Source organism: Salirhabdus salicampi, from assembly GCF_024259515.1.
In the GTDB taxonomy this organism is placed as follows: Bacteria; Bacillota; Bacilli; order Bacillales; family Alkalibacillaceae; genus Salirhabdus_A; species Salirhabdus_A salicampi.
Map to the genome: position 1 here is coordinate 114357 of NZ_JANBWE010000004.1, position 25300 is coordinate 139656.

Annotated in this window: 28 protein-coding genes, 1 tRNA gene and 1 other RNA gene; 19 read left to right on the forward strand and 11 right to left on the reverse strand. The window is 38.0% G+C overall.

Annotated features, from left to right (window positions below; all coding sequences use genetic code 11):
• Positions 1–235 precede the first annotated feature (235 nt).
• From NLW78_RS12460 to eno, 8 genes are all read left to right on the forward strand, one after another.
• Positions 236–307: transfer RNA gene (locus NLW78_RS12460), tRNA-Arg, on the forward strand.
• A 117-nt stretch (positions 308–424) separates the two neighbouring features.
• Positions 425–673, forward strand: coding sequence for a glutaredoxin family protein (locus NLW78_RS12465; RefSeq protein ID WP_254497475.1), 249 nt, complete (start codon positions 425–427; stop codon positions 671–673).
• A 134-nt stretch (positions 674–807) separates the two neighbouring features.
• Positions 808–1839 (forward strand): sugar-binding transcriptional regulator, encoded by a 1032-nt coding sequence (locus NLW78_RS12470; RefSeq protein ID WP_254497476.1) that lies wholly within the window; start codon positions 808–810, stop codon positions 1837–1839.
• Between the two features lie 40 nt (positions 1840–1879).
• Positions 1880–2887 (forward strand): type I glyceraldehyde-3-phosphate dehydrogenase, encoded by a 1008-nt coding sequence (gene gap / locus NLW78_RS12475; protein WP_254497477.1) that lies wholly within the window; start codon positions 1880–1882, stop codon positions 2885–2887.
• A 149-nt stretch (positions 2888–3036) separates the two neighbouring features.
• On the forward strand, positions 3037–4221 hold the full coding sequence (locus NLW78_RS12480) for a phosphoglycerate kinase (protein ID WP_254497478.1): 1185 nt from the start codon (positions 3037–3039) through the stop codon (positions 4219–4221).
• A gap of 14 nt (positions 4222–4235) precedes the next feature.
• Entirely contained in the window at positions 4236–4994 is a 759-nt protein-coding gene (tpiA, locus tag NLW78_RS12485; protein ID WP_254497479.1) for a triose-phosphate isomerase, read from the forward strand.
• The gene (gpmI, locus tag NLW78_RS12490) at positions 4991–6523 is read left to right on the forward strand and encodes a 2,3-bisphosphoglycerate-independent phosphoglycerate mutase (RefSeq protein WP_254497480.1); all 1533 of its coding nucleotides are present in this window, start codon (positions 4991–4993) and stop codon (positions 6521–6523) included. Before tpiA ends, gpmI begins: the two co-directional genes overlap by 4 nt.
• Positions 6524–6538: 15 nt before the next feature.
• A complete protein-coding gene (gene eno / locus NLW78_RS12495) occupies positions 6539–7825 on the forward strand; it encodes a phosphopyruvate hydratase (RefSeq protein WP_254497481.1) in 1287 nt (428 codons plus the stop codon).
• A 34-nt stretch (positions 7826–7859) separates the two neighbouring features.
• Here the strand turns inward: eno and NLW78_RS12500 are convergent, their stop codons facing one another.
• The 6 genes from NLW78_RS12500 to NLW78_RS12525 form a co-directional block, all read right to left on the reverse strand.
• Entirely contained in the window at positions 7860–8024 is a 165-nt protein-coding gene (locus NLW78_RS12500) for a hypothetical protein (RefSeq protein WP_254497482.1), read from the reverse strand.
• Positions 8025–8137: 113 nt separating this feature from the next.
• The gene (gene ptsP, locus NLW78_RS12505; protein ID WP_254497483.1) at positions 8138–9853 is read right to left on the reverse strand and encodes a phosphoenolpyruvate--protein phosphotransferase; all 1716 of its coding nucleotides are present in this window, start codon (positions 9851–9853) and stop codon (positions 8138–8140) included.
• 4 nt (positions 9854–9857) lie between these two features.
• A complete protein-coding gene (locus tag NLW78_RS12510) occupies positions 9858–10124 on the reverse strand; it encodes a phosphocarrier protein HPr (protein WP_254497484.1) in 267 nt (88 codons plus the stop codon).
• A 69-nt stretch (positions 10125–10193) separates the two neighbouring features.
• Positions 10194–12065, reverse strand: a complete 1872-nt coding sequence (locus tag NLW78_RS12515) for a PTS fructose transporter subunit IIABC (protein ID WP_254497485.1) — start codon at positions 12063–12065, stop codon at positions 10194–10196.
• Positions 12066–12070: 5 nt separating this feature from the next.
• Positions 12071–12988 (reverse strand): 1-phosphofructokinase, encoded by a 918-nt coding sequence (pfkB, locus tag NLW78_RS12520; RefSeq protein ID WP_254497486.1) that lies wholly within the window; start codon positions 12986–12988, stop codon positions 12071–12073.
• Complete coding sequence (locus NLW78_RS12525; RefSeq protein ID WP_254497487.1) at positions 12985–13737, reverse strand: DeoR/GlpR family DNA-binding transcription regulator; 753 nt, start codon at positions 13735–13737, stop codon at positions 12985–12987. The genes pfkB and NLW78_RS12525 overlap by 4 nt, the downstream gene beginning before the upstream one ends.
• Positions 13738–13948: 211 nt before the next feature.
• Here NLW78_RS12525 and secG point away from each other — a divergent pair, with 211 nt between their 5' ends.
• From secG to rnr, 3 genes are all read left to right on the forward strand, one after another.
• Positions 13949–14179: a preprotein translocase subunit SecG gene (secG, locus tag NLW78_RS12530; protein ID WP_254497488.1), complete on the forward strand. Its 231-nt coding sequence runs from the start codon at positions 13949–13951 to the stop codon at positions 14177–14179.
• Positions 14180–14296: 117 nt separating this feature from the next.
• Positions 14297–15046: an alpha/beta hydrolase gene (locus tag NLW78_RS12535; RefSeq protein ID WP_254497489.1), complete on the forward strand. Its 750-nt coding sequence runs from the start codon at positions 14297–14299 to the stop codon at positions 15044–15046.
• A 67-nt stretch (positions 15047–15113) separates the two neighbouring features.
• On the forward strand, positions 15114–17381 hold the full coding sequence (rnr, locus tag NLW78_RS12540; RefSeq protein ID WP_437181977.1) for a ribonuclease R: 2268 nt from the start codon (positions 15114–15116) through the stop codon (positions 17379–17381).
• A gap of 45 nt (positions 17382–17426) precedes the next feature.
• On the opposite strand, the gene NLW78_RS12545 is transcribed toward rnr, so the two are convergent.
• The 3 genes from NLW78_RS12545 to NLW78_RS12555 form a co-directional block, all read right to left on the reverse strand.
• Positions 17427–18287: a GNAT family N-acetyltransferase gene (locus NLW78_RS12545; RefSeq protein WP_254497491.1), complete on the reverse strand. Its 861-nt coding sequence runs from the start codon at positions 18285–18287 to the stop codon at positions 17427–17429.
• 69 nt (positions 18288–18356) lie between these two features.
• The gene (locus tag NLW78_RS12550; protein WP_254497492.1) at positions 18357–19355 is read right to left on the reverse strand and encodes an acyltransferase family protein; all 999 of its coding nucleotides are present in this window, start codon (positions 19353–19355) and stop codon (positions 18357–18359) included.
• Between the two features lie 106 nt (positions 19356–19461).
• Positions 19462–20130, reverse strand: coding sequence for a SurA N-terminal domain-containing protein (locus NLW78_RS12555; protein ID WP_254497493.1), 669 nt, complete (start codon positions 20128–20130; stop codon positions 19462–19464).
• 250 nt (positions 20131–20380) lie between these two features.
• Between NLW78_RS12555 and smpB the strand changes: the two genes are divergently transcribed.
• From smpB to NLW78_RS12570, 4 genes are all read left to right on the forward strand, one after another.
• Positions 20381–20842, forward strand: a complete 462-nt coding sequence (gene smpB / locus NLW78_RS12560; RefSeq protein WP_254497494.1) for an SsrA-binding protein SmpB — start codon at positions 20381–20383, stop codon at positions 20840–20842.
• Between the two features lie 65 nt (positions 20843–20907).
• Positions 20908–21268, forward strand: a transfer-messenger RNA (tmRNA) gene (gene ssrA / locus NLW78_RS12565).
• Between the two features lie 208 nt (positions 21269–21476).
• Complete coding sequence (locus tag NLW78_RS15620) at positions 21477–21611, forward strand: hypothetical protein (RefSeq protein ID WP_302328548.1); 135 nt, start codon at positions 21477–21479, stop codon at positions 21609–21611.
• Positions 21612–21895: 284 nt separating this feature from the next.
• Entirely contained in the window at positions 21896–22345 is a 450-nt protein-coding gene (locus NLW78_RS12570; protein ID WP_254497495.1) for a hypothetical protein, read from the forward strand.
• Between the two features lie 356 nt (positions 22346–22701).
• Here the strand turns inward: NLW78_RS12570 and NLW78_RS12575 are convergent, their stop codons facing one another.
• Positions 22702–23040 (reverse strand): thioredoxin family protein, encoded by a 339-nt coding sequence (locus NLW78_RS12575; RefSeq protein ID WP_254497496.1) that lies wholly within the window; start codon positions 23038–23040, stop codon positions 22702–22704.
• Positions 23041–23066: 26 nt separating this feature from the next.
• On the reverse strand, positions 23067–23456 hold the full coding sequence (locus tag NLW78_RS12580; protein WP_254497497.1) for a hypothetical protein: 390 nt from the start codon (positions 23454–23456) through the stop codon (positions 23067–23069).
• A 308-nt stretch (positions 23457–23764) separates the two neighbouring features.
• Between NLW78_RS12580 and NLW78_RS12585 the strand changes: the two genes are divergently transcribed.
• From NLW78_RS12585 to NLW78_RS12600, 4 genes are all read left to right on the forward strand, one after another.
• The gene (locus NLW78_RS12585) at positions 23765–24025 is read left to right on the forward strand and encodes a metal-sensitive transcriptional regulator (protein ID WP_254497498.1); all 261 of its coding nucleotides are present in this window, start codon (positions 23765–23767) and stop codon (positions 24023–24025) included.
• Positions 24026–24162: 137 nt separating this feature from the next.
• Positions 24163–24390, forward strand: a complete 228-nt coding sequence (locus NLW78_RS12590; protein ID WP_254497499.1) for a sulfurtransferase TusA family protein — start codon at positions 24163–24165, stop codon at positions 24388–24390.
• Positions 24391–24411: 21 nt separating this feature from the next.
• The gene (locus NLW78_RS12595) at positions 24412–24891 is read left to right on the forward strand and encodes a DsrE/DsrF/DrsH-like family protein (protein ID WP_254497500.1); all 480 of its coding nucleotides are present in this window, start codon (positions 24412–24414) and stop codon (positions 24889–24891) included.
• A gap of 97 nt (positions 24892–24988) precedes the next feature.
• Positions 24989–25288, forward strand: a complete 300-nt coding sequence (locus NLW78_RS12600) for a rhodanese-like domain-containing protein (RefSeq protein ID WP_254497501.1) — start codon at positions 24989–24991, stop codon at positions 25286–25288.
• The last annotated feature ends 12 nt before the right edge of the window (positions 25289–25300 follow it).

Sequence of the window (25300 nt, forward strand, 5' to 3'; positions counted from 1 at the left end):
CTTTTTTTATCTAGCTAACTAAACTATACTTTTATGATACAGAGTTGGTCAGTAAAGGTCAAACAAAAACCCTTCTGTACATAATATTCAAGGTGAAAGCAAACATTCCTGTTGTTCTATGTAATATTTCTATTTTCACCTAAAAATAGTAGAAGTATACGGGTATTTTCAGTTATATCCCTTGCGTTTTTTCGCTTTGAAAAGTATAATAAAAAATGCCGTTTTTATAATAACTGCCCTCGTGGTGTAACGGATAACACGCAAGATTCCGGTTCTTGTAATGGGGGTTCGATTCCCTCCGAGGGCGCTCCTTAAATGAAAGCCTCTTTTGCATAAATGCAAAAGAGGCTTTTTGTGTACGATAGATTATATGTATACATGTTAGAATGTTATGTAGGTGAGATGAATGAAAGGGGTGCTGAAAATGAATACGACAATCACATTATATATAAAAGAAAGATGCCCTTTATGTGATGAAGCAAAAGAGCTGCTTTTTCTATTTCGAGACGATTATGATTTTACTATTGAGGAAATTGACATATACCAAGACCCATATTTGCTTGAAAAGTACCATTTATCAATTCCGGTCATAAGGATAAAGAACAAGGAATTAGACGGTGCGCATCTCAATTATGGAAAAGTTGAACAATTGTTGAAAGAAACGATTACATAACATTGCATATAAGGGAAAGAACTGTTAAAATTAAAACTGCTAAAAAAGGTTATATTTTTTTGGTCTAACTGGGACACTATATGCCATAGCGGGACAAAATAAGTCCCAGAAGCAAATGGCAAAGGAGCTTGTTTATGCAAGAGATTATTCGACTACAACAGAAAATTGCTCCGGATGTTTTAACCGTATTGGAACGTCGTTACCAGTTGTTAAAGATTATAAGTTTATTACAACCAATCGGCCGTAGAAGTTTAGCTGAACAAACCGATAACCCAGAGCGACTTATCCGTTCGGACGTCGAGTTCTTCCAGGAACAAGGATTTGTCGATGTGAATGCAAAGGGAATGACAATTACACCTGAAGGAACTCATCTAGTAGAACAATTGTCGTCGGTGATGAACCAACTATCGGGTTTAGATGATTTAGAGGAACAATTACGAAAGAAATTCAATTTACAACAAGTAATTGTTGTTCCTGGTAATAGTGATGATGTTTCTCGGGTAAAACAAGAATTAGGGAAAGCTTGTGTAAAGTTTCTTCAACAAATTTTAGGAGAGCATATGACGATTGCGGTCACCGGCGGATCTACAATGTCCGCTGTCGCAAAGTCGATGAAGCCTCTAAATTATGAAAATTGTTTATTTGTACCATCTCGGGGTGGACTAGGAGAGCAAGTGGAAAATCAAGCGAATACGATCTGTGTTGAAATGGCACAAAAAGCAAAAGGTACATACAGGCTCTTATATGTTCCAGACCCGATAAGTGAAGAGTCTTACCACACATTAATAGAGGAACCAGCAGTTAAAGAAATCTTAGAAACGATTCGTCAGGCAGATGTGGTCATTCATGGTATCGGTGACGCTATGACTATGGCAGAGAGAAGAAAAACGCCTGCCCAACAACTGGAAAAGTTAAAAGATGCTCATGCTGTTGGTGAGGCATTTGGGTATTATTTTGACAAAAGTGGTGAAATTATTCATAAAGTGCGTACAGTTGGACTTCAAGTGGAGAATTTGGAAACAATTCCCCATGTGATTGCTGTAGCTGGTGGTGCTTCTAAAGCTGATGCTATCGCTTCTTATTTTAAATTAGCGCACTGTACAGTACTGATTACTGATGAAGCAGCAGCAACAATGCTTGTAAAGGGAAATTCCCTTTCTATATAAATAAAAATGATCTATATATCTTTTAAGGAGGATTTTAACAATGGCAGTAAAAGTAGGTATTAACGGTTTTGGACGTATTGGGCGTAACGTATTTCGTGCGGCTTTAAAAAATGATGAGGTTGAAATTGTAGCGATTAACGATTTAACCGACGCAGAAATGCTTGCACACCTTTTACAATATGACTCTGTACATGGCAAACTTGATCAAGATGTTACAGTTAACGGATCTAACTTAGTGGTAGGTGAACATGAAATTAAAGTACTTTCAGAGCGTGATCCTGCTCAATTAGGTTGGGGTGACCTGGGCGTTGAAGTTGTGATTGAATCAACTGGACGTTTCACACAACGTGAGGATGCGAAAAAACACCTTGATGCTGGTGCGAAAAAAGTAATTATTTCTGCTCCTGCGAAAAACGAAGACTTCACAGTTGTAATGGGAGTTAACGAAGATAAATACGATCCAGCTAGCCATCACGTAATTTCAAACGCTTCTTGTACTACAAACTGCCTTGCACCTTTTGCGAAGGTATTAAATGATAAATTCGGTCTTAAGCGTGGTATGATGACTACAGTCCATTCATACACGAACGACCAACAAATTCTAGACTTACCTCATAAGGATTACCGTCGTGCTCGTGCCGCTGCAGAAAACATCATCCCAACAACAACTGGTGCGGCAGCAGCTGTTGGAAAAGTTCTTCCAGAGCTTAACGGTAAATTAAATGGTATGGCTATGCGTGTACCGACTCCAAACGTTTCTCTAGTTGACTTAGTTGCAGAGCTTGACACAAACGTTTCTGAGGAAGAAGTTAATGCAGCATTTAAAGAAGCCGCTGAGGGTGACCTTAAAGGTATTCTTGAATATAGTGATGAGCCATTAGTATCTAGTGACTACAACGGAAGCCCAGCTTCTTCTACAATCGATGCTCAATCAACACTTGTTATGGAAGATAACTTCGTAAAAGTTGTTTCTTGGTATGACAACGAGTCTGGTTACTCAAATCGTTGTGTAGACTTGGCGGCATACTTAGCAAAAAAAGGTCTATAATAAAGACGAAATAACTCATGAAACGATTGTTTACATGGGAAAGATGATTAAGGAGGAAGGGAAAAACCCTCCTCCTTAAGGTCTTTTATGGTTAATTCCCAAAAGGGAATACATATAAGAGGTAACAAGGAACAAAAGGAGGACTATCGTTGAAGAAGAAGACAATCCGAGACGTTGAGCTCAAAGGAAAAAAGGTGTTTTGTCGAGTAGATTTTAACGTCCCAATGAGTGACGGAAAAATCACTGATGATACTAGAATTCGCGCAGCATTACCAACGATTCAACATTTAGTGAATGAAGGTGCAAAAGTTATTTTAGCCAGTCACTTAGGTCGCCCGAAGGGAACAGTTGTTGATGAGCTGCGCCTTGACCCTGTTGCCAAACAGCTGAGTGAATTACTTGACCAAACAGTTACAAAAACGGACGAAGTTGTTGGTAGTGAAGTAAACGAAGCCGTTTCACAATTAAATGATGGGGACGTCTTACTAATCGAAAACGTTCGTTTCCATCCAGGTGAAAAGGAAAACAGTCCTGAACTAGCACAGCAATTTGCAGAACTTGCAGATCTTTATGTAAATGATGCTTTTGGTGCAGCACACCGTGCTCATGCATCCACAGCGGGAGTTGCAAGTTATCTTCCAGCAGTAGCAGGACTTCTACTTGAGAAGGAATTGAATGTTCTAGGAAAAGCTCTCGAAGACCCTGATCGTCCATTTACGGCGATTATTGGTGGGGCGAAAGTTAAAGATAAAATAGGTGTGATTGATCATTTATTAGATAAAGTAGATAACTTAATTATTGGCGGTGGATTAGCTTATACATTTGTAAAGGCTAGAGGCTTAGAAATTGGTAAATCACTTTTAGAAGAAGATAAAATTGATTTAGCAAAAGAATTTATGCATAAAGCAAAAGAGAAGAACGTGAACTTCTATATGCCTGTTGATGTTGTCGTTGCAGATGATTTCTCTAATGATGCGAATAATAAAGTTGTTCCGATTGAAGAAATTCCTTCCGACTGGGAAGCGTTAGATATTGGTCCAGAAACGAGAAAACGTTACGATGAAGTCATTCAAAGTTCTAAACTGATCATTTGGAATGGGCCTATGGGTGTATTCGAGATTGATTTATTCTCAAACGGAACGAAATCCGTTGCAGCATCACTTGCAAAAACGTCTGGCTATAGTGTAATTGGTGGTGGAGACTCTGCCGCAGCAGTAGATAAATTCGGTTATGCTGATCAAATGAGTCACGTTTCAACGGGTGGCGGTGCTTCCCTTGAATTTATGGAAGGTAAAGTACTACCAGGTGTAGCAGCTCTGAATGATAAAGAATAAAGGAGAGGTGAACGATGCGCAAAAAAGTAATTGCAGGAAACTGGAAAATGAACAAATTATCTAGTGAAGTAAACAGCTTTGTAGAGGAAGCAGTAACAAAGGTTCCTTCTGATGAAAAAGTAGAGAGTGTTGTTTGTGCTCCGTTTGTCTATTTACCACAGTTAGTCGAGCAAACGAAAGGGACGGAGTTAAAAGTTGGTGCTCAAAACATGCACTTTGAAACAAGTGGTGCGTATACAGGTGAAGTAAGTCCAACAATGTTAAAAGACATTGGGGTAACTTATGTCGTGATCGGTCACTCAGAAAGAAGAGAACTGTTTAATGAAACAGATGAGACAGTTAATAAAAAGGCAAAAGCTGCATTTGATCATGGTTTAACACCTATTATTTGTGTAGGTGAAACACTTGAGCAGCGTGAAAGCAATGAAACGAAAAGCGTTGTTGAAGACCAAGTGGTTAAGGCGTTAGCTGGCCTAACAGAAGAACAAGTGAAAGCTTCTATTATTGCTTATGAACCAATTTGGGCAATTGGTACAGGTAAAACAGCATCTTCCGAGGATGCAAATGAAGTGTGTGCTCACGTGCGTGAAGTTGTAAAACAGTCTGTTTCTGCTGATGCTGGTGAAGCTGTACGTATTCAATACGGAGGTAGTGTAAAGCCTGCAAACGTTGACGAACTATTAGCTCAATCTGATATTGACGGCGCTTTAGTAGGTGGCGCAAGTTTAGAAGCGGAGTCCTTCCTAAAATTAGTGGAGGCAGGTACAAAATGACGAACAAACTAGCAGCACTAATCATCTTAGATGGCTATGCTCTTCGTGACGAAGTGATGGGGAATGCTGTTAAACAGGCTAATACACATAACTTTGACCGTTATTGGAACGAGTTCCCACATTCCACACTAAAAGCGTCAGGAGAAGCGGTAGGCTTGCCTGAAGGACAAATGGGAAATTCGGAAGTAGGGCACTTAAATATAGGTGCAGGTCGAGTAGTATATCAAAATTTGACGCGTATTCACTTATCTATTCGTGATAAGAGCTTTTTCGAAAACGAAGTATTAGTTAATGCCGTAAAGCATGCGAAAGAGAATGGCAAAGCCCTCCATATTTTAGGTTTACTTTCTGACGGTGGTGTACATAGCCATATCCACCATGTATATGCGTTATTAGAACTCGCTTCGCAACACGGATTAGAGAAAGTATACGTTCACGGCTTCCTTGACGGACGCGACGTTGGACCAACAACAGCGAAACAATATATTGCTGAAACAGAAGATAAGATGAGGGAATTTGGTGTAGGACAGTTTGCGACGATTTCAGGACGTTACTATGCTATGGACCGGGATAAGCGTTGGGAACGTGTTGAAAAGGCTTATCGCGCGATGGTTTACGGTGATGGACCACAATTCACAAGTGCAACAGAAGTCGTTGAATCTTCTTATAACGAAGAGGTACATGATGAATTTGTCATTCCATCTGTCATCACGGATAACGGTGCCCCAGTAGGGACGGTAGAAGAAGGAGATGCGATGATTTTCTTTAATTTCCGTCCTGACCGTGCAACACAACTTACAAACACGTTTACAAATGCGGATTTTAACGATTTTGACAGAGGTGAAAAAGCACCGAACAACACACACTTCGTAACTTTCACTCAATATAGTGATGATATTGATGCCCATGTAGCATTTGGACCAAATATGCCTACAAACACGATTGGGGAAGTAGTGGCGAAAAACGGTTTAACACAACTACGTATTGCTGAAACAGAAAAATATCCCCACGTTACGTATTTTATGAATGGTGGAAGAGAAGAGAAGTTTGAAGGAGAAGACCGCATTTTAATAAACTCTCCTAAAGTTGCAACATACGATCTTCAACCTGAAATGAGTGCTTATGAAGTTACTGACGCCCTTTTAAACGATATTGAACAAGGTAATCATAATGTTACGCTTCTAAACTTTGCCAACCCTGATATGGTGGGTCACTCAGGTAAATTAGAACCGACAATTAAAGCAGTTGAAGTTGTCGACGAATGTTTAGGCAAAGTTGTTGATAAAATATTGGAAAAGGGTGGACAAGTCATTATTACAGCTGACCATGGGAATGCTGATGAAGTGACAACCCTGGAAGGTAAACCGATGACAGCTCATACAACAAACGCCGTACCTGTTATTGTGACAAAAAAGGGACTAGAGTTAAGAGAAGACGGAATTTTAGGTGACTTAGCTCCAACATTATTAGATTTGCTGCAAATTGAACAACCAGCAGAAATGACTGGAAAATCATTGATTAAAAAATAAGAAGGAGAGATATTTATGCCTTACATTACAGATATTTACGCAAGAGAAGTACTTGATTCCCGTGGTAACCCGACAGTTGAAGTAGAAGTGTACACCGAGTCAGGTGCTTTTGGTACTGCATTAGTTCCAAGTGGAGCTTCTACAGGTGAATATGAAGCGGTTGAACTCCGTGATGGAGATAAAAGTCGTTACTTAGGTAAAGGGGTTCAAAACGCAGTTAAAAATGTAAACGAAATTATTGCTCCTGAAATTGTTGGTTATGATGTAACTCGCCAAGTTGACATTGATGAAAAAATGATTGAAATTGATGGTACAGATAACAAAGGGAACTTAGGTGCTAACGCTATCCTAGGTGTATCCATGGCTGTCGCTCATGCAGCTGCAGATTTTGTAGGGCTTCCACTATACCAATACTTAGGTGGATTCAACGGAAAAACACTTCCAACACCAATGATGAACATCTTAAATGGTGGAGAGCACGCTGATAACAACGTTGATATTCAAGAGTTTATGGTTATGCCTGTTGGTGCTCCGTCTTTCAAAGAAGCATTACGTACAGGTGCCGAGATTTTCCACGCATTAAAAGCTGTATTAAAGGATAAAGGGTTAAACACAGCTGTAGGTGATGAAGGTGGATTCGCGCCGAACCTAAAATCTAATGAAGAAGCATTAGAAACAATTGTTGAAGCGATTGAAAAAGCTGGATATAAGCCAGGTGAAGAAGTAAAACTAGCTATGGACGTTGCTGCTTCTGAAATTTATGAAGATGGAAAATATAACTTAAAAGGTGAAGGTGTAACTCGTACTTCTGAAGAAATGGTAGCATGGTACGAAGAAATGGTAAACAAGTTCCCAATTGTTTCGATTGAAGACGGACTAGACGAAAATGACTGGGATGGATTTAAGCTCCTTACAGATCGTATCGGTGACCGCGTTCAGCTGGTAGGTGATGACTTGTTTGTAACAAACACAGAACGTCTTTCCCGCGGTATTGAACAAGGCATTGGAAACTCTATTCTCATAAAAGTGAACCAAATTGGTACACTTACTGAAACATTTGAAGCAATTGAAATGGCAAAACAAGCAGGTTACACTGCTGTTATTTCTCACCGTTCTGGTGAAACAGAAGATGCTACTATTGCTGACATTGCTGTTGCAACAAACGCAGGTCAAATTAAAACAGGTGCTCCATCACGTACAGACCGTGTGGCGAAGTACAACCAACTTCTACGCATCGAAGATTTACTAGGTGGAGTTGCACTTTACGCTGGCGACAACGCATTCTACAATTTGAATAAGTAATGAAAGAAAAAGAGGTGCACCTGCACCTCTTTTTTTATACATCTTCTTCATGTACCCAACTTGTTTCCTCTTTACTTACCGGGCAATAAGGGAAGGTTTCGTTTTCTCGTAATTCCACTCTTCTACCTGATTGGCAAATATATTTTCCTTTTTTCGGCACACCTTGACCAGTACGGTATTGCCTCATCTGTTCAGGCATACGTATACACCTCCTGTATATGTGGGTACAGAATTAGTTTTCGCCACATGCAACAAAGTTATCAACAAAAAAGGAACTTAGCTTTATGTGCTAAGTTCCTTTACATCTTTTAGTTAACCGTTTGTTACTTCCTTAACAATTTCAACGACTTCTTCAGCAGTTGAAGCAGCTAAGAATTTATCCTTTAGGTTCGCCAAATCTTCTTTAGAAAGTTGTGCAATTTGTGATCTTGCCGGCAAAATTGATGTTGCACTCATACTAAATTCATCTAGCCCAAGGCCAAGTAGTAATGGTATTGCAATTGGATCGCCGGCCATTTCACCACACATGCCTGTCCATTTACCTTCGCTATGAGCAGCTTCTATAACGTTATGAACTAAGTTTAAGATTGCAGGGTGGTATGGTTGATATAAGTATGATACCTTCTCATTCATACGGTCTGCCGCCATTGTATATTGAATTAAGTCGTTTGTTCCGATGCTAAAGAAATCAACTTCTTTAGCGAACTGTTTAGCGATAACTGCAGTTGACGGAATTTCAACCATAATACCAATTTCAATGTCATCTTTTACGTTAACACCTTGCTCAACGAGTTGTTCTTTTTCTTCAAGCAACAGCTTTTTCGCTTCACGGAACTCTTCTAATGTTGAGACCATAGGGAACATAATTTTTAAATTTCCATACTCACTTGCACGTAAAAGTGCGCGCAATTGAGTGCGGAAAATATCATCTCTCTCAAGACAGAAGCGAATTGCCCGGAATCCTAAGAACGGATTTAGTTCTTTCGGTAGTTCCAGGTAATCAAGCTCTTTGTCACCGCCGATATCTAATGTACGAACGACAACTGGCTTGTTTTCCATCTTTTCAAGAACGGTTTTATAAGCATCAAACTGTTCATCTTCAGTTGGAAGACTATTTTTACCCATGTATAAGAATTCGGTTCTATATAATCCTACGCCTTCGCCACCATTACGTAATACACCGTCTACATCTTCAGGTGTACCAATGTTTGCAGCTAGCTCAACTTGAACGTTATCGGCAGAAATCGTTGGTTGATCCTTTAATTTCGCCCATTCTTCCTTCTTCGCTGCGAATTCTTCTTGTTTTTGACGATAGGATGCAATTTGATTATCGGTCGGATTGATGAGAACATCACCATCTAATCCATCGACGATAATAATATCCCCAGCTTGTACATCTTTCGTCACCGTTTTCGTACCTACTACAGCTGGAATCTCTAAAGATCTTGCCATAATAGCAGAATGGGAAGTTCTTCCGCCAATATTCGTCGTGAACCCTTTTACATACTGTTTATTTAACTGTGCTGTATCAGACGGAGTTAAGTCGTCTGCAATGACAATTACCTCTTCATTAATTAAGGCAGGGTCCGGGAAAGTTACTTGTAGTAAGTGAGCCATAACCCGTTTTGTAACGTCCTGAATATCTGCAGCACGCTCCCGCATATATTCATTGTCCATGCTCTTAAACATGTCAATAAACATATTGGCTACCTCATCTAAAGCTGATTCAGCGTTTACATTTTCGTTTTGAATTTTATCTTTAATTGGTTGTATTAACTCAGGGTCATTCAAGACAAGAAGATGAGCAGAGAAAATCTCTGCATGCTCATCTCCTATAGCTTGCTTTGTATGTTCACGAATTTTTTCTAATTCAGACTTCGAAACGTTTAGAGCTTCCTCTAGTCGTTTTACTTCAGCTTCAACTTCTACAACCGCTTTCTTTTCGTACGAAAGATCAGGGGACTCTAGAACGTATGCTTTCGCAATGGCTATTCCATCGGAAGCACCAATCCCTTTTAACTGACTCATACCGTTATTCCCCCAGACCTTCATTCTTCAATAAATCTGCTAATGCTTGTAATGCCTCTTCTTCATCTGAACCTTCAGCAGTGATTTTAATTTCGGCCCCTGAAGGGATTCCTAATGACATAACGCCCATAATAGACTTTAAGTTAACGGATTTTTCCTTATACTCTAAGTTTATATCTGATTGAAAAGCGCTTGCTTTTTGTACAAGTACTGTTGCTGGACGAGCATGAACGCCCTCTGATGCTGTGATTGTGAATGTTTTTTCTACCATGTTGTTCCTCCTGTGATTCAAAAATTAGATTATAGTCCTATTATGCCATATTTTTTATGAAACATAAACCTAGGAGTTTTGAATTGGTTTTTTGAATGTTCCAAGTAGGAATGCCGTCACAACAGTTCCCACTATTATAGCTAAACCGTATAGAAGTACGTTAGAAATAGCGTTTGGTATAAATAAGACGAAAAATCCTCCGTGTGGTGCTTGTAATGTTGTATTAAAAGCCATTGACAGAGCACCTGTTACCGCTGAACCTACCATGATTGAAGGGATGACACGTAACGGATCGGCCGCTGCAAATGGAATCGCACCTTCGGTAATAAAGGAAATCCCCATTGCTGCTGTAGATGGCGCTGCCTTTCTTTCTTCACTCGTAAATTTCTTTTTATAAAGAACGACAGCTAATGCAATACCTAATGGAGGTGTCATACCAGCGGCCATTACAGCCGCCATCGGTGCAGTGACTCCGCTGGCCAATAACCCGGTACCAAATACATAGGCCGCTTTGTTCACGGGTCCCCCCATATCAAAGGCCATCATTGCTCCTAAAAGTAAACCTAGAATGACAGCATTTGCGTCATTTAAACTTGATAACCAATGGGACAGTCCAGTATTAATAGCGCTCACCGGTTCATTAATTACATATAACATAATAAGACCAGATAGTCCTACTCCAAGAACAGGAATAAATAAAATGGCTTTAATTCCTTCTAACCACTTTGGTAATCCTTTTAACAAGTAATGAAGTCCTACAACTATATAACCGCCTAGAAAACCTGCAATAATTCCGCCTAAAAAGCCTGCATCAGAACTATTTGCCAACATACCTGCAACCATTCCAGCAGTAAAACCAGGTTTATCGGCTATGCTCATTGCGATAAAACCAGCAAGGATTGGGACCATTAACCCGAATGCATTGCCGCCACCTATAGTCATTAGAGCTTCAGCAAATGGGTGATAAGATGGGTGTTCAGGGTCAAACGCATTAATGCCAAAAATGAAAGAGATTGCAATTAAAATTCCTCCTGCTACAACAAATGGTAGCATATGAGAAACCCCGTTCATTAAGTGCTTATAGAATCCTCGTCTTTCTGTTCTCTCATTGGATCCATTTCCTGATCCATCCCCTTTATAAATGGGAGCATCTTTTTTCATCGCTCTCTCAATTAAATGGTCAGTCTTATGAATAGCATTTCCTACACTTGTTTCAATAACTCGTTTTCCTTTAAATCGGTTCGTTTCCACTTTCGTATCGGCTGCAACTATAATGACATCAGCGTTTTCAATCTCTTCGCTTGTTAGAACATTCTTCGCTCCACCAGAACCTCTTGTTTCTACTTTCATATTAACACCGAGTTTCTTTGCAGTATCCTTTAATTTATCCGCTGCCATATACGTATGGGCAATACCTGTTGGGCAAGCGGTAACGGCTAACAGGTGAATATCTGATGACTGTTCAACGGGTTCTTCATTTCCTTGATCAGCTTCTTTTTCGTTTACAGCTTTTATTACGTCCTCTACCGTTGTAGCGCTTTCAAGTTTAGCCCGAAATGATTCATCCATTAAATAGGATGATAATTTGGATAATGCTTCTAAGTGCTCATTGGAAGCACCTTCAGTAGCAGCAATCATAAAAAATAGGTGTGCTGGTTGCCCGTCTAGTGAGTCATAATCAACCCCATCAGTGGAGCGTCCGAAGACAATGGCAGGGTTACGGACGGCATCTGTTTTTGCATGGGGAATCGCAATCCCTTCACCAACACCAGTTGTGCTTTGACTTTCTCTGGCGAGTATAGCCTCTTTGAAACGGGATTTATCTGAAAGATATTTTCCTGCATCTAATGTTTCTATTAACTCATCAATCACGTCTTCCTTTGAAGTAGCTGATAAGTTCAGGACAACTGTATCTTCTGTTAATAGCTCAGTTATTTTCAATTTATTTACCCCCTAATAGTTGTAATATTTATGTGATTGAGTAAATTTTCCACATCTTCTTTTGTACATAAATCAAGATTAAAAGCAGTTGCTGATCCAGTTGCTACTCCATATTGAAAGGCTTCTTTTTCGTTTTTATTTGTAATATAAGAAGAGATAAATCCCGACAACAATGAATCACCTGCTCCGACAGTATTTTTGACCTCACCTTGTGGCACATCAGCCTTGTACTGTACAAAGTTGTTAACAAATATTGCTCCTTTTTCTCCTAGTGATACGATGACATTTTCAACCCCATCTTCGACGAGCTGTTCAGCATACTTCACTGCATCTTGAACAGTTTGAATACTTGTATTAAATAACTCTCCAAGTTCATGGTGATTTGGTTTGATTAAAAAGGGTTTCTTCTTAACTAATTGTTCAAGAGACTTGCCGGAAGTATCAACAACAAAAGGGACGTTGCGATTTTGACATATATTCGTAATTTGTTCATAAAAATTGTCGGGTAACGAATTGGGTAAACTGCCAGCTAATATGAGTAAATCATCTTCGTTCAGTTGTTGAATATTGGTTAACAGTTCATGCTGCTTTTTTGACGAAATGGTAGGACCAGATCCATTTAATTCCGTTTCTATTTGTGATTTGATTTTCACGTTAATCCTTGTGACATCATCGATCTCGGTAAAGTTATGCTTTACATTCTCACGTCCCAGAAATTCGGTAATAAATTGCCCTGTAAATCCACCGACAAAGCCGAGCGCTATATTCTCAACGTGTAAGCGGGACAAGATCCTTGAAACATTAATGCCTTTTCCACCAGGATAATATTGGCTTTTTGTTGCCCGATTTAATTGCCCTTCATGAAAGTTTTCTGCCATAACAAAGTAATCAACAGAAGGGTTTAAAGTACAGGTGTATATCATGATGACACAACCTTTACGTTAGTTTTTTCTTTGAGTATTTCTTCATATTTTTGCGGTATTGTGTTTGTCACTAAAGTTGCCTTGTCTAATGATGAAATTCGAGCAAAGGTAACTTCATGTAACTTTGAGTTATCCGCGAGCATAAACTGCTCTTGACTTAAGGAAAGTGCTAGTTTTTTTATCTCGGCTTCTTCTGGATCGGGGGTCGTATATCCATGCTCTGGATGAAAACCGTTTGCGCCTAAAAAACATTTATCAAAGCGATAAGAACCGATGCTTTCCATTGTTTTTTGTCCAATTAGTGCTCTCGTTTTCCCTTTTATGAATCCGCCAGTTAAATACGTCTTTATGTTGTAATCAGAGAGCCACTCCACATGGCTCAAGCCGTTTGTAACGACTACGATGTCTTTCTCTCTTAAAAATGGAATCATTTGCATTGTTGTTGTGCCCGCATCGAGGAAAATGCAATCTCCATCCTCAACCAACTGAGCAGCATACCTGCCAATCGCCTGTTTTTCAGTTGAGTACTTTGTTGATTTTTCGGAAATGCTTAATTCTTCACCCTTTTGCTTCATATATACGGCGCCACCATGAACACGTTTTAAATAATTTTCGTTCTCTAACTGGCTTAAATCCCTGCGAATAGTAGAGTCTGAGGACGAAGTCACTTCAACTAATTCATGGATGGTTACGTTCTGTTTCTCTTTTAATAGATTTAAAATAATTTGATGACGTTCAGGAGTAAGCAATTGACAACCTCCTTTCAAAAACTATCATAACGTAAGCCCTTTCATAAATCAATCAAAATCTTTCATTAATAATCAAAAATCGTCATTTTCTTTCAAGGAAATATTTATATTATTGATGAAATCCATTAACATGATTAGTCTTGCCCGTAGGCTTGTTTTATGCTACATTTGTTTTATGGATTTGTGCGCTAGATAATGGAGGTGTAACAACATGTATGGCTTGTTAGTAACGTTGTTAATCATTGATGTAATACTATTGATAGTACTTGTCCTTTTACAAACTGGGAAAAGTGCCGGACTGTCGGGAGCAATTTCCGGAGGTGCTGAACAATTATTCGGTAAGCAAAAAGCACGGGGATTAGATGCCGTTTTACACAAAGCGACGATTGTAACGGGTGTACTGTTTTTTGTACTCACGTTCTTGCTTGGATATATCGTATAGTAGGAGAACAGCAAGTAAAAGGCTTGCTGTTTTTTTGTGTATGTAAGTATTACCAATTATTTCCGTTAATGATGTTACATAATCTTTTGGGAAAATATAATAAAGGAGATGAGCAAAATGAAGATAAAGACACCTGAACCTTTTACATTTGAAGCAGGACAAAGAGCTGTCCTATTATTACACGGATTCACCGGTCATTCCGCAGATGTTCGTATGTTAGGGCGCTATTTACAAAAAAAAGGATACACATCTCACGCACCAATCTATAGAGGACACGGTGCTCCACCAGAAGAGCTCGTCAAATATACACCAGAAGATTGGTGGGAAGACGTACAACATGCTTTACATCATTTAAAAATGAAGGGATATGATGAGATCGCTGTTGCAGGCTTATCATTAGGTGGAGTGCTCGGGTTAAAGTTAGCTTATTCAGAACCGATTACTGGCGTAATTCCAATGTGTTCACCAATGTTTTTTGACAATGAAACGCAATTGAAGAGTGGATTTCAACAATTTGCAAAGGAATATAAGCAACTGGAACAAAAGCCGCATGAACAAATTGAGGCTGAAATTAAAGAGTTAATGGACAACGCCATGAATACATTTGAGGCATTGGAGCAGTTCTTAAAAGAAGTACATGATCACATTGACGAAATTTACACACCTACTTTTGTCATTCAAGCCCGTAAGGATGAAATGATTAATACAGAAAGTGCAAATTATATATATGACGAAGTAGAAACGGATGAAAAACAAATTAAGTGGTATGAAGAGTCAGGACATGTTATTACCCTGGACAAAGAGAAGGATCAGTTACATGAAGATATCTTTCATTTTTTAGAAACACTTGATTGGTCTGACCGTTAATGTGGGATACTACTAATATGGAAAAGAACGGAAGGTGATGTTTTTGAACACATTAAAAGAGCGGATAATGGAACATTTCCATGAAAACGCGAAACCACTATCAGTGGATGAAATTGAGGAAATTTTTAAGTTGCAAGGTTCGAATGATTTTACCGAATTGATGAAAACATTAAATGAGCTGGAACAAGAAGGAGAATTAGTCCGTACACGAAAAAACCGGTACGGCATCCCTGAAAAAATGAACTTAATTCGGGGTAAGGTGCAAATGCATGCAAAAGGATTTGCTTTTTTAATTCCAGATGATGAGGGTCGGGACGATGTCTTTATCCCTCAGGCTCATTTGCATTCTGCCATGAATGGGGATAAAGTGTTAGTCCGAATTGATTCTGGTGGAGGAGAAGGGCAACGTTCTGAAGGTACAGTGATTCGCATATTAGAACGGAATCTTGATACCATTGTTGGAACATATGATGATAACGGTCAATTTGGATTTGTCGTTGCTGATGATAAACGAATTCCAAACGATATATTCATCCCGAAGGAAGCTGCTAACGGGGCGGTAGATGGTCATAAAGTGTTAGTGAAAATAACAAAGTTCCCTGAAGAACGCATGAGTGCTGAAGGGGAAGTAATTGAAATATTAGGCCATAAAAATGATCCGGGAATCGATATTTTATCCATTATTTATAAACATGGCATTAAGTCTGATTTTCCTCCAGAAGTTTTAGAGCAAGCGACAGAGGTTCCGGACGAAATTGATCCAAATGAAATTGAACATCGTCGCGATTTACGTGATGAAGTTATCATAACAATCGATGGGGCAGATGCAAAGGACCTCGATGATGCTGTCCATGTAAAACGTCTTGAAAATGGAAATTACAAACTGGGTGTCTATATTGCGGACGTATCGTACTATGTAAAAGAGAATAGTCCAATCGATAAAGAGGCATTAGAACGTGGGACAAGCGTTTATTTAACAGACCGTGTTATTCCGATGATTCCGCACCGCCTTTCAAATGGCATTTGTTCCTTAAACCCACAGGTAGATCGTTTAACCCTTGGCTGTGAAATGGAAATTAACAAGCAAGGTGAAGTTGTAAAACATGAGATTTTCCAAAGTGTGATCAACACAACTGAGCGGATGACTTATACAGATGTAAACAAAATCTTACTAGATAAAGATGAAGAATTACGAATAAAATATGATGCCATTGTGCCAATGTTAGAAGACATGGAAAACTTAGCAGCCATTTTACGAAGCAAACGAATGGAACGTGGGGCAATAGACTTCGACTTTAAAGAAGCGAAAGTGGAAATTGATGATGAAGGAAAAGCAGTGGATGTCGTATTACGGGAACGTTCAGTGGCTGAAAAACTCATCGAAGAATTTATGTTAGCCGCTAATGAAACGATTGCTGAACATTTCCATTGGATGAATGTTCCGTTTATTCACCGTATCCACGAAGATCCGGATCCAGCGAAACTGCAAACCTTCTTTGAGTTTATTGCCAACTTAGGCTATGTCGTGCGGGGAACCTCAAATGACATTCATCCGAAGGCGTTGCAAAACGTACTGGAGGAAGTAAAAGGTACAGATGAGGATATGGTGATTTCCAAACTAATGTTGCGTTCAATGCAGCAGGCGAAATACGACCCGAAAAGTGTAGGGCACTTTGGTTTATCTACTGATTTCTACACTCATTTTACTTCACCAATCCGTCGTTACCCTGATTTAATCGTACACCGACTCATTCGAACGTATCTTATTGAAGGGAACTTGGATAAGAAAACACAAGAGCATTGGAAGGAGAGGCTTCCGGAGATTGCTCGTCACACGTCCGCTATGGAAAGACGTGCAGTTGATGCCGAACGTGAAACAGATGATCTGAAAAAGGCGGAATTCATGCAAGGCAAAATTGGTGAAGAGTTCGACGGTGTCATTAGCTCTGTTACAAACTTTGGTTTGTTTGTGGAACTGGCCAACACAGTTGAAGGTCTTGTTCATGTAAGTTATTTAACTGATGACTACTATCATTTTGATGAAAGACATTACGCAATGATTGGCGAAAGAACCGGAAATATCTTCCGGGTAGGGGATGAAATAACGGTACGATGTGTTAATGTGAATTTAGATGAACGGGTAGTTGACTTTGAAATTGTCGGTATGAAACCACGCAAAGAGAGGCCGAAAAAAGCCAGACCGACAGTGATTAAAGCTAAGGAAAAAAAAGAAAAGAAAAAACCGGATGGACCTAAAGGGAAAGAAAAAGGGAAAAAAGGGAAAAAGGCTAAGAAACCTTTTTATGAAGGTGTTCGTAAAAAGAAGAAAAAATAACAGATCGGTTAACCGATCTGTTATTTTTGTTTAGCATTTGTACGATCACCTTACCCAAAAACCGTGCATCATCCACGGGTCCTGGATATCAAATGCATCTTTATATGGTAGATGCTCATATGCATGCTCGGAAAAGTCAACCCATAAATTGTAGTCCGAAGAATAGGTATTTAAAGCTCGAATTACAGTATCTATCAGTCCAGGTTGTTCGAAATGATCATTCCAAAAATAAATGAATTGAAGATACCATTGATCTTTGCGGTCCTCTTTCAAAATAAAAAACCTTGATTTTTCTTCATTATAATAAAATGTGCATCCCTCTAAGTATTCATCGGAAAAGAGGAGATAATCGTATGGGAACGGATAATAACATTCGTAAGGAAACATGCCTAATGCACTTTCTTTCACCGATGCTAACCATGCACGTTTTTCAGTAATGGTTTCCGCAGTCTGCCATAACGGACCGGGTTTACCATAGATGTTTTTCGGGTGTATAAGCTTAGATGAATAAACGGTTGTGTGACTTTGCATACCTAATTTTTGTAATACTTTACGTGCTGAAATATTATTTCGTTGTGTGTTGGCGCCAATCCATTTTACAAAAGATTTTCTTTTCAGCTCTTCAATAACTGTTTTCATTAATTCAGTCGCGTATCCTTTCGCCGTAAAACGACGGTCACTTCTTAAGCGCCCTAACATAGCAAAATGGTTTGCGAAAAGGGAGTATCCTGCAATCGTAACTAAGTTTTCATCTCGAAATAAGCCGTACATTTCATGACGTTCACTCTTGACTAAGTCTGAAAAAATCCGGATGACATAGTCATCTTCAATACCAGTATCCATTTGCTCCAAAGATGGTAAGTCGGACTGTTGTAACTGCCGAATTTGTAGTGTATCTTGTGGCATCTTCTGTCCCCCAGTGTAAAAGTTTCCAGTTCCATATTCTCACAGGACATGATTTGTTGTCTATACAGATCATCTACATTTAGTTTGAAGTTCTCTTCTGGGCTCAATGATTGGACGGGTAACTTTTGTTACCGGATTTGAACCTAAGATAAAAGTAATCATAGTACCAAATAAAAACAGAAATACATAAACATTGGCGTTAATCATTACCTCGATAACAGGTGTAGTATCTAATAGTTTCACTACAATGCCATGTAATAAATAAATATACAAGGTGCGCTCCCCTAGTTTTGAGTAGAACGTTCTTCGCCATGGTACGACGGATAAAAAGGCGAATGTCGTTAAAAATACGAGTCCGTATATCATTAGGCGAACAATCGCACCGATTTCAGGATTTACACCAATGGTTGTATAGGATGATGAGGCAAGTAACCAATCCCGGGGCACATCGTGTAAAAACAGCATATAGCAAATTAATAGCGTGCCTAGTACATATATACTTAGTATTCGTAAGCCGCGTTGCCGTAACAATGAAAAATGTTCCTTTTCTAAATAATACCCAAGTAAAAACAAGGGGAAGAAAACAAACGTCCGAGATAAACTTAAAAAGGTTCCGATTGTAGGAATAAAGCCAATAAAAACACCAATCCCAATACTTATGAGAAGTGAATATTTCACCTTTGCGAACAGAAGTAACAGGAAATGCCAGCCGACAAAACTTAATAAAAACCATAACGTCCAATGGGGATCAAACAGTGTGAATTCCAAAGTGTGAGTTTGAAACGTAAAATAAGCTGTATATAATAACTGAAAAATAAAATAAGGAAATAACACTTTATAACATACTTTCTTGACATATCCTTTTTTGAATACATTTTTGGCAAAATATCCGGCAATAAGGATAAAGGCGGGCATATGAAATGTGTAAATAAATTTATAAAACGCTTGTAGAAAGGTTGACTCGTGCCGATATGGACTTACCATGTGCCCGATAACAACTAAGAGAATTAATAAAAATTTTGCATTGTCGAAGTAATAGATTCTTTGCGAAGCCGTGTGACCTGTCACATTATCACCTCACATTGATGTTGACACATTTTCTATGTTTATGTAGAAAAACAACAATAATTGCTTAAAAATAAAAAATACAGAAGGGGAATCCCCGTCTGTATTTTTATATTAGAATTTCAATATCGCTATCTTCTTTTAGGTTTTCAATGACTTGTGCCATTTGTTCTTGTTGCTTTTGACGTTGGATTTCATCTTTAAGCATTTCTTCTACTTCTTCAAGTTCAGGAATTTCATCACCCATTTGTTCTTTATACATATCGTAATATTCTTGGATTTCTTCATCGGTTACTTCAACTTCGCCAATCTTGTCCTCTAGAAACTGGTTTGTTTTAATTTGATTAGCGATTTCGGAACGTAACTTTTCTTCTGTTAAGTTATGCTGTTGAAGGATATCAGCAAAATCCTCGTCACTTTCATATTGAGATTTTACGAAATCAAACTGTTCTTCAATTTCCTCTTCGCTTGCTTCGTATCCATTTTGGTCAGCGTAAAATAAAACAACCTTTTGTCCGATTAATTGGTCTAATGCACTTTCTTTAATTTGGTTGGCTATTTCTTCATCTTCGGGGTCTTGTCCTTGTTGAGCAAAATATTGTTCCGTCTGCTCATACAACATGTTATAGTCTTCACCTTTAATTTCCATTCCATTAACGGTTGCAACTGTTGTATCATCTTCAATTGCTTTACCCTCTTCATTATTGTTTTCTTGAGAGCAAGCTGCCAAGATCATCAACATTATAATGACACCAAATAGTGTTTGTTTTTTCAACAAATTCATCACTCCTTCATCTATATTTGTCCATTCAATCATGTTTTTACCTGTTATGCAAGTAAAGTGAAAGGGTGTCGATTGGCAAATTGGCGTGGTAATGGGCGGCAGCGGTGTTCTTTACAATCACATAACAATCATGTAACGAAGGAAAATGTCTTTATTTATTAGAATAACCATGTTTAGGAGTGATAAGACTTGAAAGGAACTAGTTTTTTGATACAATATGTTGTACTGAAGAGGAGGAAGAAACATGGCAAAAGGTCAAGGTAAAGCCATAGCGCAAAATCGTAAAGCATATCATGATTTTTTCATTGAGGAAACTTATGAGGCTGGTATTGTACTACAAGGTACCGAAATCAAATCGATTCGCGCTGGGAGAGTGAACTTAAAAGATGCATATGCCCGTATTCATAGAGGGGAAGTTTATGTTTATAATATGCACATATCTCCGTATGAACAAGGAAATCGTTTTAACCACGATCCGGTTAGGACGCGAAAGTTACTATTACACCGTAAGGAAATTAATAAATTAATTGGTGAAACTCAACAACAAGGATATTCCTTAGTACCAGTTAAGATGTACATTAAGAATGGCGTAGCGAAATTACTTATAGGCTTAGCAAAAGGTAAGAAGAAATACGATAAGCGGGAAGACTTAAAACGGAAACAAGCAAAACGGGATATTGAGCGAGCAATGAAAGATCGTGATTAATCTTGAAAAATGTTGCGAATATGTTATAATGTAAAAACGCAGTTGAGCAAAACCTATTTTAATCCGGGGACGTTACGGATTCGACAGGGATAGGTCGAGCTTAGGTTGCGAGCCGAGGCGACGACTCGTAAAACGTCATCAGTTATAATAACTGGCAAAGAAAACAATTACTCTTTAGCAGCTGCCTAAGCAGCACTAAAGGATCCTTCCTACCATCGCCCGTGTGGTAGATTGAAGGGTCTCAAACGAAGCGGGCTACGCTGTTCAGTCGCAGTCTGAGGCTGGCAGAAGAGAACAATCAGACTAGTCCTATGGAAGCCTGTCGATAGGCTGAAATAGTGGCGAAAGATAATATATCGACTACGCTCGTAGAAGCTTAAGTGCCGATATCTCTGGACGTGGGTTCGACTCCCACCGTCTCCACCATACATAAGATGGTGGATTTTTTATTTTTTGTAACTTGAACCATAATCTTGCCGCTGTGGCAACGATATGCTTCAAAAAACTAGTGGCAAAAATATACTTCAAAACGAAGGTACCATGCTTTTAAAAGAGCATAGGTACCTTTTTATTATGATTACATTTAGAACAAGCGAATGTCTATATTAAATGACATGATTGAGGAGTAGTCCCTATGTTACGTGTAGACTCAAACCTAATAAGACTATCTCCAAACTTTCCTTCACCACCTAATTGTTTCGTTACGGTCAATCAACAAAAACAGTATTTTTCACTTTCCAATGCTCAAGAGATATTACTACTGCACTAAATAATATAGCTGCTAATGGTGGTTTTTAAAAAAATAACGGTTTGTGTGCTTAAAGTCTGCGTTCATCCAAAAAGGTTAACGCATTTTTTATCGAATTTATTAAAACGAAAAACAGGAATTGGGCTCCTACAATCTTAAAACTTAGCACCTAATAGACATAATCAAAATGGGAACAATTAGGACTTTTAGATTAAATTTGGAGAATATTCGGTTTATTAGTGAAAAAAACAGAACAACCCGTATAAAATAATAAACAGGCAAAAATACAACAGGGGGTATGTGGAATGTCGTTAAAATCAATTGTTATTAATTCTACTAATTCACTGATGTCCGTAATTGGAAAGGATAAAGGATCTGATACGGAAAGAATAACTTTAATAACAAACTATGGTTATATTGTATGTAGTCCGGTTAAAGTTAAGGTGAAGAGCCTAAAACGTACCGATGATGTATCAGAAGAGATTAATTCGTTATTAACTAAAAAAGGAGAAATTGAACCTACTGATTTACTTCCTTCAATGGTCGAAGATTTACTCAAAGTAAGTGGAACTAACGTTAGACAAAATGATGAGGTGATTTACGCAAAAAACGTACATATTTACCAGGATCCTAATTCTAATAATTTTATAAAGGTTCCATCTATTGCTATTTTTGTTGATCATGTTTTTTGCGGTTATACCTGGAGAACTAAAAAAGGATCAAGAGTTAAAGGTGAATCATCTACATTTACGTAAAAACCCCTAAAAGCGATTATTCCGCTTTTAGGAGTTACTTTTAGTCATTTTTTTGTTGTCTCTACTACTGTTTCAAGGCCTGGATGGAACTCTTTTCTATATGAGCAGATAGAGCAATATTTATTCATCTTCCCTATAAAACTGAAAGTTTTTGAACTATCTAATATATTTTTACAATGAGGACATTTTTCATCAATTATCCATTTCAAAAATTTCACATCTGTCACTCCTATAAAGTTAACAATTCCTATAAAACTAGTATGAATTAATATTAGCATATTATAAACTATAGTTCATCATACTGAACATGGAAATGAGTACCAAAACATATGTGAAAAATTAAACTAAAAAAAGATTTAATGGGAGTAGTAAGATTCATATATTTTCTTTAATCTTTTATCAAATTCGTCTACATGGACAAATCGAGCTTCTCTTAAATATTCTTTACCTTCGATAAACAGTATTAATACTGGTACAGTAAAAATTGAAAAGTAACCGCTGATTTCCTCTAATTGACTGACAGATATATGACCTAATTTAATTTTAGGATAGTTATCCATAATTGCCCTTATTTGTGGTAGTAAAGCATGACAAACGCTACATTTTTCCTTGGATAGATAAATAAAAGTTAATGGTGAGGAATTAATAAAGGAGTCTGTATCTCTTATTGATTTTATTTCTTGAAAGGTTTGCATAGTATCCTCCATGGTATATATAGGGTTTATTGTACATTCAAAGCTTCTTTGATAATATTGGTCATCTCTGGTGTTTTCATAATATCAATCATTTGATTGCGCATGTCAGGTGATGTCATAACATTAATCATAACCTCTCGCATTTCGGGAGTACTCATGATTTCAACCATTGTTTGTTTCATTTCTTCTTCGGACATAATGTTAATCATTTGCTCACGCATTTCTGGAGATGCCATAATCTGAATCATTGCATTCTGCATTTCAGTTGTCCTCATCATTTCCGAGAAGAATTCTGGTGTCAAAGCCTCACTCATCATCCCCTGACCTAAATCTTCCGTAGAATTCGGTCCAAGTTGTTGCATGCAACTAGTTAATAAAAGTGTTGTAAACAATACGGCGAATATCTTATATTTCAATTTATACAATCCTCCTATGGTAGGGTTATTTAATGGAAAGTATACAATAGGGTTGACAATATACCTATGGGGGTATAAAATGTGGTAGTAAGTTAGTTAAGCGCGAATATTTTTGCTTAAAATTTAAAAACACGAGTAAAATCTTAACTAAACTGATTATTAAACTACTTTATTGGAAAAAATTCATAATATTCATTTATAACATTCCCTAATCAAGCTAAAATGTATTCAGCCAGAAAGAAACTTTTTTGAATGTCACTTTGGTTATGAATTGAATAATAAAATTAAAGGGTAGAGGAGGTGTCCATATGAAGTATGATGCAAAAGTTAAAAACAGAGTAAAACGCATCGAAGGTCAAGTGCGGGGATTATTAAAAATGATGGAAGAAGATAAAGAATGTCGTGACGTAGTGAATCAAATGTCTGCTGTTCGAAATGCACTAGATCGAACAATTGCCGTGATTGTCAGCGAAAACCTAGAACAGTGTATTCGTAAAGAAATGGAGACAGGTGAATCATCGGAAGATCTTATCCATGAGGCTGTGAATCTACTTGTCAAAAGTAGATAAAGTGTTCTGTTTGACAAAGTTAAGTGTATGATTTAAGGTAAATATCGTTGGGTTAAACTTATTTAACCCCATTTTTTTTAAGGATTTTATATACCCCTACCCGTATAAGTATAAAAGAATAGAAGGAGGAGCTTAAAGTGAACATTACAAAAACTTTAGACGCAAAAGGTTTAGCATGTCCAATGCCAATTGTAAAAACAAAAAAAGCCATTGAAGAAATTCAGTCAGGAGAGATTCTTGAAATTCATGCAACAGATAAAGGTGCTAAAAGCGATTTAACAGCTTGGGTAAAATCAGGTGGTCATGAATTATTAAAAGATAGTGAAGAAGACGGTTTATTTAAATTTTGGGTACAAAAAGCTTAAATCAAAGAGGAGGCAATCATCATGACTGAGAAAAAGAAAACAACAATTGTATTATTTAGCGGAGATTATGACAAGGCCATGGCTGCTTATATTATTGCAAATGGAGCCGCAGCATACGATCATGAAGTGACGATTTTCCATACATTTTGGGGACTAAATGCGCTTCGTAAAGAAGAACAAGTTCCAGTGAAGAAGAACTTCATGGAAAAAATGTTTGGAAAAATGATGCCTCGTGGGGCAGATAAAATGGGGCTTTCAAAAATGAACTTTGCTGGTATGGGGCCAAAAATGATAAAGGATGTTATGAAAAAACACAATGCTATGCCTTTACCACAGCTTATTGAAATGGCACAGGAGCAAGGTGTGAAATTAATAGCCTGTACAATGACAATGGATCTTTTAGGACTTCAAAAAGAAGAGCTTATTGATGGATTAGATTATGCAGGTGTTGCTGCTTATATCGGGGATGCGGAAGATGGAAATATCAACTTATTCATCTAAAAATTTTTCAATATAAATATACCCCCTATAGTATGATTATAGGATATCCATAAAATACTTAGGGGAGTATAAAAAGAAATATTGGGAGGTGGGCAATATGAAAGAAATATTCCCAGAGGAGTTGGCGAACAAATTAAAAACAGACAATAACATTAGCATTATTGATGTTCGTGAACATGAAGAGGTAGCACATGGGAAAATTCCAGGTGCAAAGCATATTCCCCTTGGTGAATTGCCAGATCGTCTAAATGAAATCGATAGAAATCGTAATCACATTATGGTCTGTCGATCTGGCAACCGAAGTGGTAATGCTAGCCAGTTTCTTGAAGCGCATGGATATGATGTAACGAATATGGTTGGCGGAATGCTTGAGTGGAAAGACGAAATAGAGAAATAAAAGGAGGAAATA